The sequence below is a fragment of the Pseudomonas sp. REST10 genome, from assembly GCF_029542605.1.
GTDB lineage: Bacteria > Pseudomonadota > Gammaproteobacteria > Pseudomonadales > Pseudomonadaceae > Aquipseudomonas > Aquipseudomonas khazarica.
Window position 1 is genome coordinate 3,906,544 of sequence record NZ_CP035677.1, and the last position, 13,911, is coordinate 3,920,454.

7 protein-coding genes and 2 pseudogenes are annotated in these 13,911 nt (G+C 47.7%); 5 read left to right on the forward strand and 4 right to left on the reverse strand.

Features of this window, described 5'->3' with window-relative positions; genetic code table 11:
• The first annotated feature begins 19 nt into the window (after positions 1–19).
• Genes EWH21_RS18390 through EWH21_RS18400 form a run of 3 tightly spaced genes read left to right on the forward strand, consistent with a single transcriptional unit; the run spans position 20 to position 5,194 of the window.
• Complete coding sequence (locus tag EWH21_RS18390; protein WP_051800547.1) at positions 20–982, forward strand: DUF4007 family protein; 963 nt, start codon at positions 20–22, stop codon at positions 980–982.
• Positions 982–4,356, forward strand: coding sequence for an ATP-binding protein (locus tag EWH21_RS18395; RefSeq protein WP_037049493.1), 3,375 nt, complete (start codon positions 982–984; stop codon positions 4,354–4,356). The genes EWH21_RS18390 and EWH21_RS18395 overlap by 1 nt, the downstream gene beginning before the upstream one ends.
• A 1-nt stretch (position 4,357) precedes the next feature.
• Positions 4,358–5,194 (forward strand): phosphoadenosine phosphosulfate reductase family protein, encoded by an 837-nt coding sequence (locus tag EWH21_RS18400; RefSeq protein ID WP_051800552.1) that lies wholly within the window; start codon positions 4,358–4,360, stop codon positions 5,192–5,194.
• A 126-nt stretch (positions 5,195–5,320) separates the two neighbouring features.
• On the opposite strand, the gene EWH21_RS18405 is transcribed toward EWH21_RS18400, so the two are convergent.
• The 4 genes from EWH21_RS18405 to EWH21_RS18420 are packed head-to-tail and all read right to left on the reverse strand — an operon-like array spanning position 5,321 to position 10,253.
• On the reverse strand, positions 5,321–5,770 hold the full coding sequence (locus EWH21_RS18405; RefSeq protein WP_277699018.1) for a hypothetical protein: 450 nt from the start codon (positions 5,768–5,770) through the stop codon (positions 5,321–5,323).
• The gene (locus EWH21_RS18410) at positions 5,770–7,896 is read right to left on the reverse strand and encodes an AAA family ATPase (protein ID WP_156049207.1); all 2,127 of its coding nucleotides are present in this window, start codon (positions 7,894–7,896) and stop codon (positions 5,770–5,772) included. The genes EWH21_RS18405 and EWH21_RS18410 overlap by 1 nt, the downstream gene beginning before the upstream one ends.
• A 9-nt stretch (positions 7,897–7,905) precedes the next feature.
• Positions 7,906–8,106, reverse strand: a complete 201-nt coding sequence (locus tag EWH21_RS18415; RefSeq protein WP_037049501.1) for a hypothetical protein — start codon at positions 8,104–8,106, stop codon at positions 7,906–7,908.
• The gene (locus EWH21_RS18420) at positions 8,103–10,253 is read right to left on the reverse strand and encodes a DEAD/DEAH box helicase family protein (RefSeq protein WP_277699019.1); all 2,151 of its coding nucleotides are present in this window, start codon (positions 10,251–10,253) and stop codon (positions 8,103–8,105) included. The genes EWH21_RS18415 and EWH21_RS18420 overlap by 4 nt, the downstream gene beginning before the upstream one ends.
• A gap of 1,919 nt (positions 10,254–12,172) precedes the next feature.
• Here EWH21_RS18420 and parA point away from each other — a divergent pair.
• Together parA and EWH21_RS18430 are read left to right on the forward strand one after the other, a co-directional pair.
• A pseudogene (parA, locus tag EWH21_RS18425) lies at positions 12,173–12,792 on the forward strand (ParA family partition ATPase).
• Positions 12,789–13,022: pseudogene (locus EWH21_RS18430) on the forward strand (hypothetical protein). Before parA ends, EWH21_RS18430 begins: the two co-directional pseudogenes overlap by 4 nt.
• The last annotated feature ends 889 nt before the right edge of the window (positions 13,023–13,911 follow it).

A 13,911-nucleotide genomic window follows, 5' to 3' on the forward strand; every position in this document is an offset into this window, starting at 1 on the left:
TCACCCTCCAGGGGAAAACATGTTTAACAGCCCAATTTTTGCCCCCGACTACACCCCTCAGTTTTCGGGGCATGAAACCTTTCCTATGCGCTATGGATGGCTAAAGAAAGCGTACGATGCAGTTGATGCATCACAAAAAGCAGGGACCGACCACTCGATTTTCAACGATGCGAGTGCGATAGCTCACTTTGGCGTAGGGAAAAACATGGTCGCGGCACTGCGGCATTGGGCAACGCAGTGCGGCATCATCAGCCAAGGAAGCAAAGGTAATACGTCATCAACGACTGAGCTCGGCGACAAGCTTTTCTCAGAAAGCGGCCTTGACCCCTTCATGGAAAAGCCACCAACTCTATGGCTGATTCATTGGCAATTGACCTCAAATCCAAAGCTGACTTCATGGTTTTGGGTTTTTAGCCATTACCCAAACCCGAGCTTCGATCGCGAACACATCGTCACTGCATTGGAAAAGGTCGGCATTGATCGCGGATGGACCCGCATGGCAACCGCTACAATTAAGCGTGACGTGGAATGCCTAGTGCGTACATATGCAGCGAAACCATTGACGAGCCAACAGACTCATGAAGATGCTATGGAGTCCCCACTCACTGAGTTGAGTCTGATTAAAGCCATTGGAAAAAAAGATGGATTTAGAATGGTGCGCGGCCCAAAGAACTCTCTCGGGGATGGAGTTTTTACTTACGCAGTAGCCAAGTTCTGGGAATCCTACTCCAAAACTAGCTCAACAATATCTTTTGAAGTTCTAGCACACCACCCAGGCTCACCAGGGAAAGTCTTCCTCCTGTCGGAAGATGACCTCGCCGAACGCCTAACTCGAATCGATAGAATCACTAATGGCACTCTATCCTGGTCCGAAACAGCCGGCCTAAAACAGCTAGTCCGAACACATATGTTATCACACCAGGAAACCCTCGCTCTGATTGATCATGACTACAGAGCCGCCGAACAAGGGAATGTTTCGTAATGTATCTGTCTGAAACAGTTCACGTAGCAAGACGATTTCAGCGCTCAATAAATATTGACAGCGATATAAATTCACCCGAGGCGCTAACTGGCTTTATTTGCCCAGAGTCGTCAGCCGCTGTCCTACTTTCAATGGCAGCACACAAGCTTGAGAATAATCACTCCGCATTCACCTGGACAGGCCCCTATGGCAGTGGAAAGTCAAGCCTTGTGATCGCTCTAAGTGCACTTACCGACGGCAACAAAGGCCGGAGGCAAGAAGCTTCGAAAGCAGTAGGTGAAAGAGTCTCTGAAGCCATAGCTAAAGCTTTCCCGATTGGCAAACAAGGCTGGAGCGTTCTCCCGGTAATTGGTCGACGGGAACAAGTTTCCAAGACAATTGGCGAAGCACTTGTATCACACGGTATGGCGTATTTGGCCCCAGAAGGCGGCTGGAATGACAGCAATGTCTTAAAGCATCTAGAAAATGTAGCAGCTAGTATCCCCGGGAAAGCGGGCTTAATCGTATTTGTTGATGAGATGGGAAAATTCCTCGAAGCAGCAGCACGTGATGGCACGGATTTGTTCTTTTTCCAGCTACTTGCTGAAACGGCATCACGCTCGGATGGAAAAATAGTTATAGTTGGCATTCTTCATCAAGCCTTTGAGGAATATGCAAATCGTCTATCCAGAGAAGCAAGAGATGAATGGTCGAAAATTCAAGGAAGGTTCATTGACCTCTCGGTGAACACCGCAGGCGAGGAGCAGATTGATTTGCTCGCACGTGCAATTCAGACAAACCGTCTTGTAGAACCAAGTTTAGAATCTCAAGTTGTCGCTGAATGCATACGCCGAAATAAAGCTGGTGCATCGAAAAAACTTGAGTATTTACTTGAAAACACTTGGCCGCTCCACCCCATAGTTGCGTCATTACTCGGACCAATATCCCGACGACGCTTTGGGCAAAACCAGCGTAGTTTATTTGGGTTCCTGAATTCTGCCGAGCCGTACGGTTTTCAAGATTTCCTACGCACAGCAACCACTAAATCACGGTATACACCTGATCGACTTTGGGATTATTTAAGAGTAAATCTTGAGCCCTCAATCATTGCCTCGCCTGATGGCCATAGGTGGGCAATGGCAGCAGAAGGGCTCGATCGGTGTGAAGCTAACGGCGGCTCAATACTACATTCACAGTTATTTAAGACTATCGCCCTATTGGACCTGTTTCGGGAGCGCTCCGGACTCTATGCAAGCAAAACTCTACTTGGAACAGTAACCTCTGTACCAGAGCCAGAACTGAACGAGATAATTGAAGACCTCAAGCGATGGTCGCTTATAATTTATCGAAAGCACACAGATGCATACAGCGTATACGCCGGCAGCGACTTTAACATTGAGGAGGCGATTGAGTTAGCCTTACAAGATATTAAAGAAGTCCACTTTGGTACACTGAAGAATCTTGCAGGGATTCAGCCTATTCTTGCCAAGCGACACTACTTTGAAACCGGAGCACTACGGTGGATTGATGTAACTATTGGCTCTATATCCGCCTCACCATATACCGCAAGCCAATTCACCCCTGAGCAAGGGACAATTGGCCAGTTACTTTTGACATTACCTACTTTGGGCGAGGATCAAAAGAAAGCGGAAGAGCTTTGCAAGGACGCGTCAAAACGAGCTCAGCGTAAAGGAAAGGATGTAATTGTCGGATATCCCGCACATGCCTGGGCCATAATGGATTTAGCAAAAGAGCTAAAGGCACTCGAAAAGGTTCAGGAAGAAAGACCTGAACTGCAAGGTGACCCAGTAGCTAGGCGCGAAGTAATGAATCGTTTGATTCTTATTCAGAATCAGCTAGAGGCAGAGCTTCAACAAGCATTACTAACCGCCACATGGTTTAAAAATGGAAAAAAACTAACACGCCTTAATCATGGCGATTTGAACAACCTTGCCTCCGACATCGCAAACAAGCAATATAATGAATCACCCAAAATCCACAATGAACTTCTCAATAGAGCAAAGCCGTCAAGCAACGCTATTGCAGCACAGAATGCATTGCTTAAGGCAATGGCGCTTAATGAGGGAAGAGATCGTTTAGACATTGAAGGCTACCCTGCTGAGGGTGGATTATTTGACTCTTTACTTAAGCATACTAGGCTCTATGTAGCCTCAGGCTCAAGCTACAAGTTTCAAGTTCCAAACTGGGCAAATGATCCCGCCAACCTGGAGCCGACATGGCGGGCGGCAACTAAGCATATCGAAGAGAATGCGCATAGATCTGTCTTGATTAGAGAGATATATGACATCTGGGAAGGAAGCCCTTATGGCATCAAGCGCGGGTTGATGCCCGTACTTGCCGTGGCATTCCTTTTATCCCGAAAAGAAAACCTTGCGATATACCGAGAGGGTATTTTCCAGGCACGCTTTACGGATCTAGACGTTGATTACCTGGCCAAGGATCCAGAATCAATCCAAGTACGCTGGATGGATCTTAGTAACGTGTCAGTAGGTTTGCTATCAGGACTTGCGCATGTCGTGCGAAAGCTGGACACAAGCAACGATCTATATGAGCTTACTGCAATTGATGTTGCAAGAGGCCTAATTTCAATATTTGATCGACTACCTGCTTGGACGAAACGCACACAAAAGCTTTCGGAAAGGGCTAAGCAGGTTCGAACCATTTTCAAAAATGCATACGATCCTAATCAGTTACTATTCTCTGACCTACCTGGGTTAATTGGCATCGAAAACATTAATGACCAGGATGCAATCATTAATGTGGTAAACCTTGTTGAGAGTTCGCTTCTCGAGTTGGTCAACGCGTATCCAGAAATGCTGAAAAGACTTTCTGACTTAATGCTCAACGAATTAAATGCTAGCAATAAAACACCGCTGGACATTGCAGAGCTAAGAACCCGAGCAAAGAATATTAAGAAGATTTCTGGCGACTTTAGAGTCGATGCCTTTATTGCTCGTCTAGTAAACTATGAAGACACCATCAATCAAGTGGAAGGTATTGGAAGTCTTGCAGCAAACAAACCTCCACGCGACTGGGTCGATACTGATCTTGACAAGGCACTAATTGAAATAGCTGCCTTTGCGAGGAGTTTTCTGCGTACAGAAAGCTACGCAAGAGTTCAAAACAGAATCGACAAGCGTCGTGCAATGTCTGTAATTATTAACCGAGATGGCAAGTCTACACCCTACCATGTAGACTTTGAAGTGACCGATGCGGATCAAGCGCGAGTGGCTGAACTTATTGAGCAGCTGCAAAACACTCTTAAAGCTAATCTCCCCAATAAAGACGCCGTTGTACTAGCTGCCTTAGCAGAACTAAGCACTACTTACATCGAAGACATAGACTTCGGGAAAGCATCTAATGCAGCCGACTGAAATGAAAACAGAAGAAAAACATGTCTTAGGTCTATCTGGTGGGCGTGATAGCGCTGCGCTGGCCATCTATATGCAGCAAAACCATCCCGAGCTAGAGATTGATTATTTTTATACAGACACAGGCAAAGAGCTCCCAGAAGTCTATGAATTTCTGGGGAAACTTGAGGGTTTTCTCGGACAACCCATCCTTCGCCTTAATCCAGATAGAGACTTCGACTACTGGTTGAAGCAATACAACAATTTTCTACCTTCTGCTCAGACACGTTGGTGCACAAGACAGTTAAAACTCAAACCATTTGAGGATTGGTTAAAGCCAATTCTTGCTAATGGCACTATTGTCCACAGCTACGTAGCTATTAGAGCTGACGAACCCTATCGCGAAGGATACAACGCGAAGCAAAATAACCTCAAAATTCACCTTCCTTTCAAGGAAGCGGGTGTCGACAAGGCCGGTGTCATCGAACTACTTGAGAGTTCCGGCTTAGGACTTCCCAAATATTATGAATGGCGCTCGCGTAGCGGCTGTACATTTTGTTTCTATCAACAAAAAATTGAATGGATTCGTCTGAAAGAACGACATCCAGAGGCATATGCAGAAGCTCTGAGCTATGAGAAAACTGCTGTAGCAAACGGTTCACCGTTCACTTGGAGCCAAGGTGAATCTTTAGATGAACTGGCCCGCCCGGAGCGTATAAAACAAGTAAGAGAAGACTATGAAAAAAGACTACTACGAACCAAAGCACGAAAGAAAAGCAATCCGCTTCGGCCAGAAATTGAATTAATTGATATTGACGATCTCTACGGGCAACCGAAATTTTGCGTCACATGCCATAAGTAGAAAGTGCTCAAATGCCAAACAAAGCACTCATTAGCCTAGTACCTCCTCGTACCAAGAACATAGATTGGCCATATGCGCACTAATACATGGGCAGCAACTACTGCCCATAGCGGAACAGCTAAGAATTTAGTTAGCCGGCTTCGCAAGCTCTTCGAGGTTTTCCAAGAGCGACCACATTGGAGACGTATCATCAGACTCCAATATATCCAGCACATATGGAATTCCCGCATTGGCATATGATAGACACAAATCAAACACCTTCCTCGAGTCCGCTAGGACAGCAACATCTCCATAGTGGGAGATCGCGATCATCTGCATGAGCAATGCACGATAACTGTCATTACTGAGGATACCTGCAGGCGTAGCATTGTAGTTGTCTTTGCAAACAATGGGATCTAAGCCCTTATTTACAGCCAGCGTTAGAGCCATAAACCAAAGATCGACTTGCCTCTCGAACGGCACATACTCTGGCGACTCTTTCATTCCTGTGCCAGTGCTGCAGAATCGTTTGATTCGCTCTTGGTAAGCACTGGGCATATGAATTGTATAGTTTGCGAATGGATTATCATACGCCATCAGACAACCTCCAATAACTCAGTCGACCGGCGCTCACAGACGCTGCAATGAGACCGATGATTGCAGCTGCATTTTACAACCCTAGAGTCACTCACGCCTGAAGGATTGACTAGTTGCAAAGGATAATGCCCAGGGTTTGTCAATGTAAAAATCATTCCCGCTCTCTTATCTAGAATTTCCTCTACATCATTAATTTCTGAGTGAGTCAGGAACAGGATAGGCTGCGAACTTTCTTCGATTGTTCTTAGTAAGACAGACTGTTTAACGTAACCCGACATCATTCCAAGAGGCGTATCAATAACATTAGGTGCCTCGACACCGCTCACCTTTGTTAGTGCTAAAATAAACGCAAGCGTAATTGCACGACGTGAGGCACCATTCAGATCCTGATCAGGATCTAGTCTATGGCCATTGGGCCCCAGAACAACAATGTCGAAATCTTCAGTAAGTGCGGCAGATTTAATAATCACGTGCTGATTGGCTTCAGGATCAGAACCGATCATTTGTAAAAATATTCGATTCATCTCATCACTGACTTTCTTAAGCTCTACTTCTCTTATCGAGCTAAGCACACCTGAAAATACATCATTAACCACACCGGCAAGGCGATACTTTCTTACAGCGGAATCATCTTTATTGAGTTTTCTACTGGCCCTTTCTAACTCCAGATTGATATCGGACAGTGCGGACTTAGCATTTACTATATTCTGCTGACGCCTCGCCATTTCCGCAATTAAATCAGCAATCTCCGAGTTAAGCTTTGAGCCTAAAGCCCGATATTTTATCAAAAGATCATCATTGATAAGATCAATTTCTTTTTCCTTTGATTCGTAACTCTGCTGCAAATCCTTTAGCACGTTACCTGCTTTAAAGTACAGCTCGGCCTTTTCATTATATTCAACCAACCATGACTGTGTATCAGAGAAGCTCTTCATGCCGTAATATACTTCTGTAGCAACACCCTGAAGCTTATCCGACTCTTCACTTATCTTTATAATTTGTTTAATGTGCTGTACACGAACAGCACCTTCCTCTCCTTTCAGCGAACTTCCACAAAAACACTCTTCCGCATCTAATAATTCCGAAAGAACGGGAATGCTTTGCTTAGGCAGTTTTTTATCCTTCTCCATTGCCCCCAGTATATTCACGGCTTTCGATATGCCACTCTTAACTAACGAATACGCTAAGCTTTTATCTCTAAAGACCTTTCTAAGAGCCTTAAGCGAAGAATCACTGAGCGCTTCTTGCTTCTCAATATCAGCCTTTATCTTGTTTTTCTCTACCAGCAACTTATTTTTATTACCTTGCCTCAAGCAATCGTCTATCTTGAGCTGGTTAGCTTGACTTTCCTCTTGCGCATCTTTCAATAAGCTACTCTTTTCTTGAAGCTCTTCTTCGTTTTCTGAAATTTCATCAAGCTGAAACTGCTTCTTTTCCTCAAGACTTCTGACAATCTTCGAATAATCTGTAGGATCAATCTCCGAGTTAAAATCTTTCTTTGCATCCGCAGTTCGTTTAATTAGCGCATCCAAGTCCTTCAGCCCCAAAAGAGACTCAACTGCTTCCTTTACGCGCTTACGTCGTTCGTATGTTGAGGAGTCTGCAGCAATAAAAGACATTGCGGCATCACCGTCAGTAAAGAACACATCTTTCAGAGACTCAGGCAAGGCTTGTTCAATGCGAATCTTAATATCTGACTGAATTACTGGGTCAGCTCCTTTTTCAGTTAGCTCATTTAATGTGACGCTATCCGGAGATCTTGTAAAACCATCCCCCTGAATACGTTCCGTGCATGCACGTATCAGTCTATATGTCTTCTTCTTAACTAGCGTATTTCCTTTGAAGGTCACAACCTCATCAACACTAAAATCAATTTCAACAGAAATTTCGACTTTATCGTTAACTTTCTTATCTATGTCTGCAGGATGCAAAGGAAATTCTTTGCCTTGCTTCGGCAAAGATTCGGAGCCATACAAAGCCCAAATTAACGCTGTTTTTGATGTGGTTTTTCCCGTTTCATTTGCAGCGCGTATAACAGTTAGGTTCCTGATTGGATCAGTAGAGAACTCAAACTCTAGGTCCTTTAACAACCTGAAATTTTTGAACTTCGCGCGTAGAAATTTCATACTGCCCCCTCAAATCAAGCTACTTATATGATCAATCTTCTCTTTCATTTCCTTTTTCTTCGCATGTGATGAAAGCACCGGATTGACCTCAATCATATAAAGTTGAGCGCACAGCGAATTTAATCTCTCTACATCAATATCCTTATCTAAAGACTGCTTTTCAATTTCTTTTCTAACTAAATACATTATATGGGTAAAGTTAGCGCTCATGATTTCTCCATCATCCTAATTAGTTCACTCATCACTCTTAACCCGCCATCACTACCAACAGCATTCTTTGATAGCTCTGTGAAGAACTGCACGCGCTCGAACTCTGAATTTATTATTTTCTTCAAATCTTCGTCCACTCCTTGCGACATAGGCGGAATAACTACGAAATCATGAACGTATGCAATTTTCTTGTCAGTTCCCGGAGACAGACGAAGAACACGCCCTAATCGTTGGATCCACTGCCTTCTTACTGTATTACTAGAAAGCAAATAAGCTGTCTGTATCTGTGGGACGTTAAAACCTTCATCTAGAACTCTTTTCGAAGTAAGCACTGACAAAGTATCATTCGAAAAGTCAGACTTAATCTGCCTCATTTTTGCAGAGTTGCCACTTTCTTCAGACGTAACCTGATGAAAGTTAATCCCTCTACGCAAGAGATACTGATTAACCGCGTTCAATTGCCCCGGGTCTTTGTCAGTGCAAAATATCAAACACTTTGTAATTTCTGAACCCTTCTTTGCTCCCAGCAACTCCTTCAACTTTACCAGTTTATTTTCAGCGCACTCCAGTATTCGTCTACGTTTAACAAGTAGAATTTCAAGAGCCGGATTCCCTTCATTCCCGGAAAGGGTCCAGCCCATTTTTTTTATCTTATCGTTGATTTCCAACCATTCTTCAGCTTCTTCCTCAGTAAGATTTACAACATGAGAATAATAATTATATGGAACTAGACACTTACCAATTGCTTGATCCAACCCAAACTCAAAAACTGAGTCACCGAAGTAGTTATATAGAAGTTGCGTCCCAGCTTCGTCATATTGCCGAACTGGCGTTGCCGACAACCCAAGCCTTAGCCCTATAGTACTCAAACTTGTTTCCGCTAAATCAAAGGTGCCAAGGTTATGCACCTCGTCAGCGATAATCCCCTTCAAAAATTTTATCTTTTCAATGGCCGCTTGAACTTTATCATTTTTAATTGCGTCGTGAGTCATGACTACGACCACATGACCATCGCTATACTTTAAATTTAGTCTTAATTTATTTAACGCAACAGCTATTCCCTTGCTTCCAAGTCCGGTGGTATTTACTGGCTTAACACCAAAAAGCTCAACGTCTTCACACCACTGGTCAATCAAGGGAACCTTTGGCACTGTTATCACTAATAGCGCCTTCCTCTCTCCACTGAGAATTTTTGCCATGCATACGAGCGAGGTCAGCGTTTTACCCCCCCCAGTAGCGATAGCTAGAATCCCCCCTTTATTATTCAACCATGCTTTTACCGCATCATTCTGATGCGAGTAATTACCATCCTTGAAATTCAACCAATTAGGAATTTTTAACCATGGTATACGGAGCTCTTCTTCGAAGGCTTCTATTACCTCAGCGGCACTCTTTTTTGCATCTCCGCCACTAGACATTTCATCTATTAAAGTAATAGTTTTTTTATTTAGGGAAATCGTTACAGAATCATCTCTTCTCGCATCCCAAAAGCTATCAAATCGCTTTTGCAATTCTTCACATGTGAGGTTAGCATCCTTACCGGCCCAATTTTTTGTCACTGTGATTTGTTCAAAATTTCTAATTAAACCATTCTGCGTAGCATTGCTAGAACCATGTATTGCGACCTTACCGCCCCCAACATCAAACAGCCATACCTTCGCATGGAATATACCTTCCCGCATTAACACGACTTTCAAATCTAATTTTCTAGATTTAATGAGCGCTATAAGTACTTCTAGCGTTTTATACTTAAGCCCCTTCCTTATTTCCTCAACGTCACCGAACAGATAAGGAAGCATGTCCTCATCATTTTCGTAAGCTTGATAGAGGGCGTTTTTGTCTTGTTCACTAAGCGCTGGGCTCATTAGCAACCTAGATGATCTATCTCCTTGCGAGTAGAAGCAAGCCAACGGAAATGCTAACTCAGCCAACATCTCAGACGAAAAGTAACCTGTCATGCAGCTAAAATTCTTAGAGCGAGATACTACTGGATAAAATAGCTCCTTGCTGATATTGCATTCATTTGGAAAATAAATAGGCCCTATTGAATCAATTTCAACAATTCCCTCATCATTATTCATTTTTGTTTTTTCCTTGCTGCCACTTTCTCCGCCCCAAGCACTAAAGCCGCCTACCAATCTCAGCATACTTCAGCGCATATCTCACTGGCAAATAGCAAAATAGTTTTCATATGCTATTGTACTTAAACCAAATAAGCGCACTTGTTACTCGTTAGTTTGCAATATTTTTTCTTGCGAGCACCATATCGACATCTTTTATAGCATCAACCATAAATGCCCCCTCCCGCATAAATCATCGTCTACTTTTGATTACTGCCTAAAGGGAGATTATTTTATCGATATCACCTATCCCCCAACGTAGGAGCATGCATGATCTCGATCTATTTTTCACCCCAGGATGATCGTTGAAGCAGCCACTGCCTGAGATCGCTTAGTAGATAGGCCGCATATTCGAATGCGCGCCTGAACGCCAACTTGGTGACTCCGGAACCAATGCACTGTAGGGCAGCTCAGGGTCGGCTCCATCCAACAGCAGTGAGCACAGTGTATTCATCAGGCGATGGTGGCGCCCATACCTGTCCATGATCAGGTGTTCATACGCAGCGCAAGCGCAGCCCCTGAAGACAAAGGAGCGAAAGTCCTGAGCGAACAAATCAGGATCTACGTTGCGGGCTTGACCGCCTGCAACGCCGGCCATCCACCACGTAGTCTGGATCTATGCAACCCTTGGAGCAGGAAGGCATACAGCTGTAGGTCCACTGGTACGGGTAATACGCCTTCCACGACTTCGAGGGCTTCGACGGCTACCGCCTCGGTGAATAGGAGAACCTCGAAAGCGCCCACGAGATCGCCGGCTTCATCGATGAGTAACCCGCACTCGATGGCGCCCTGCTCGATCACGTCAACGACTCGAAGCAGGCGTCGAGGAGGATTACTGCGGCGGCTGCATCGCAGCCCGACTAGACCCGGGAGCCGACCGAAGAAACAGCAACACGCCGCCGCACCTGATCATGTACATTGACTACCGCGCCATGGCTAGCGACATGTAGTACAGCGAGACCATGTTCACTCTGGAGATCGACCTCGAGAAGGTGCACGTGTTCTGGAATCGATAGGCTGAGCGGGTAGCACCGGGGCGACCTGGTGCCTGGTTTTTTCGCCCCAGCCCTGCAGGCCACCCGTAAGGCTGATTCACGGGCGTACGCACCCGACGATCAGCCAGGAGCAACAGCGTTGTACCGCCTGCTGATCAAGACCGTTGCGGTCTTACGGATTTGTGGGGTCGCAGATTTACGCTTTTACGGATTTACAGAAATCTGCCGATGCGGTTGTCTGGTTTTGCAGAAAGCCGTAGAACTGCACCTTCGGAGACTGCAGTCACACAATCCGCGTACCGCCCGCTGGGCGAGACTGCGAGACGCGAGCTCGCACACGAACAGCCCAGGGTCTACCAATGAGGCCCGCCGGTTACCCTTGAGCCCCAGGCCAGAAACGCCGCCAGAGCCCCTTAGAACGCTCCAACCGCCTTCCCCCATCTGTGCCCCTTCCCAAGTCATCTGAAGCGTTTCAACCCGCTCCTGGACCGTTTCCGGCAAACGCGCACAGGCTCGGAGGACGGCCATTGGCGCAAACTCCAGCACGAGGACGATGCGCCGCAGATTGTGACGCCTCTCCTGAGCGCAGTTATCTCGAGCCTGCCCGCACCCAGCTCCGGGATCGGCGCCAACCCCAGCCTGGGAAACCGCTGAAACATCGCAGCGCTTGCACCCCAGGCGAGCGGATCTCCGTCGCGTGCCGTCAACGGCACGGGGATATCTTCTGGAAAAGCTGTGAATTCAGTCGTGCTATCAGGCGCACGACGGCACGTGCTATCAGGCGCATCACTCTCGTGCTATCAGGCGCACGAACATCTCTACAGGCCACGGCTGGCGTGACTTCCACGCCTCCCTTAACTTAACTAACTTAAAAGCTCTAACTTGTTATTGGGACAGCGCCCGTTTGTGGACAGCTGCTGATTTGGGCGGTTTGGCCGGGGAAATCCGGCCATGATCGTCGCCCTGCTCAACCAGAAAGGCGGGTGGGCAAGACCACCCTGGCCACCCACATCGCTGGCGAACTGGCCCTGCGCGGACAGAACGTCATCCTGCTCGATGCCGACCCACAGGGCTCGGCACTGGACTGGACACAGCGGCGCAGCCAACAGGTCTTACCCAGACTGTTCAGCGCCGTCAGCCTGGCGCGCGAGACACTCCACCAGGTATTTCCGGAGCTGGCTCGTCGTGCCTATGACGTGATCATCGACGGGCCACTGCCCGCTCCACGTTGCTGGCGGCGAATCGAGTGTCGCCAGTGCAGCAGAGTTCCTACAGCCTGAGGACCAGCGCGGAGATGGTCGAAATGATCCGCGAGGCGCAGGTGTTCAGGCCCACGTTGCCCGCGGTGCTTTCCATCAACCGCCGCATCCGCACCACGGTTATCGGCGCGCGAAGCACGCGGCGCCTTGGCCGACCAACCGCTACCGGCGCTGCAGGCAGAGGTTCGCCAACGCATCGTCTTCGCCGAGAGCGTGGCGACCGGTCGCCTGGCGCATAAACTGGCACCAGATAGCGCCGTCGCGCGCGAGGTCAGCAGCCTGGTCGACGAGCTGCTGAGGTGCTCACCATGAGCGGCAAGCGCATCGGCATCAGTGCACGCCCTGTGGCCGATCCGCAGGCCGAAGCCTGAATACGCCAGGGCGCTGTCATCGACAACGGAAATGTCGAGCGCTACAGCACTCGGCTTACGCTAGACGTGACGCCGGCGCTGCGCACGCACCTCAAGCTAGCGTCCTTCGCCCCCGCTGTGACCATGGCGGAAATGCTGCGCGAGTTGCTGAAGCAGAAGGCCACGTCATGACGCAGGGGACTCACCTGGCATGGCGAGCGCTGACACTGCTAACAGGCACATATCCGCCCTGGGTTGGACAGTGCTCGCTACGTCGCCACCACAGCTGGTCTACAACACGTACGAATGCGTGTCTGCCGGCTGATATCGCACTTCCCGGCCGGCTCACTGAAGCCTGGCGATCTTATGCTGGTTCACCTAATGCAATTGCTGCGCAGCACGGCTACTTGCTGGCGAACACACCGCTGTTGAAAGCCGTAGCGTCGATGGTGCCGCAGCGCGTGTGCATACAAGGTCGTCAGAAGCGATACGCATCAATGGCGTCCTTATCTCCAGACGCTCGGGGTAGAAACGACAGGGTCGCGCACCGCCAGTCTGGCGCACCTGTCGGCGCCTAGTTGGCGATGAACTGGTCCTGTTCAGCAGCACCAACCCGAAGTCATTCAACAATCGCTACTTCGGTCCGGTGTCTGTCGGCGCAGTGATCGTTCGAGCGCAGCTCTTGTGATCGGACTCATGTCGATGAGCTGTCCATTATCGCGTAGATCATGATGTCGATTGCGTGTGCTCAGCCTGCGCATTCAAGCAGCGCGGAGCTGCAGATACGTCTGCCCTCGGCTATCGCCCGGCGACGTCGAGGTCCTTAGTATCCCCCAACCTGATTACCCTGCTTAGGCGCACAAAGGCACGGAAAAAGCGGAGGGCAAGATAAAAGGAGGCGGCACTTCGTTAGCCTGAAAAGCAGTCTGCACGGGGGTTGGAGACGGCACCCAGCTGGTGCCGTGGCGTGCCATATATACACGTCATCCGCGCCACCACTGGTCCAATCGCGTGCCTAGTACGCCGCACTGCGATTTACTTGGAGAATCTGCCGACATGAAAAAAGGGCAGCATTAGCATG

Excerpts from the sequence above, each read along its gene's own strand:
- EWH21_RS18410 (WP_156049207.1), bottom strand. The coding sequence starts at position 7,896 with ATGAAATTTCTACGCGCGAAGTTCAAAAATTTCAGGTTGTTAAAGGAC.
- EWH21_RS18395 (WP_037049493.1), top strand. The coding sequence starts at position 982 with ATGTATCTGTCTGAAACAGTTCACGTAGCAAGACGATTTCAGCGCTCA.
- EWH21_RS18400 (WP_051800552.1), top strand. The coding sequence starts at position 4,358 with ATGAAAACAGAAGAAAAACATGTCTTAGGTCTATCTGGTGGGCGTGAT.
- EWH21_RS18390 (WP_051800547.1), top strand. The coding sequence starts at position 20 with ATGTTTAACAGCCCAATTTTTGCCCCCGACTACACCCCTCAGTTTTCG.
- EWH21_RS18405 (WP_277699018.1), bottom strand. The coding sequence starts at position 5,770 with ATGGCGTATGATAATCCATTCGCAAACTATACAATTCATATGCCCAGT.
- EWH21_RS18415 (WP_037049501.1), bottom strand. The coding sequence starts at position 8,106 with ATGAGCGCTAACTTTACCCATATAATGTATTTAGTTAGAAAAGAAATT.
- EWH21_RS18420 (WP_277699019.1), bottom strand. The coding sequence starts at position 10,253 with ATGCTGAGATTGGTAGGCGGCTTTAGTGCTTGGGGCGGAGAAAGTGGC.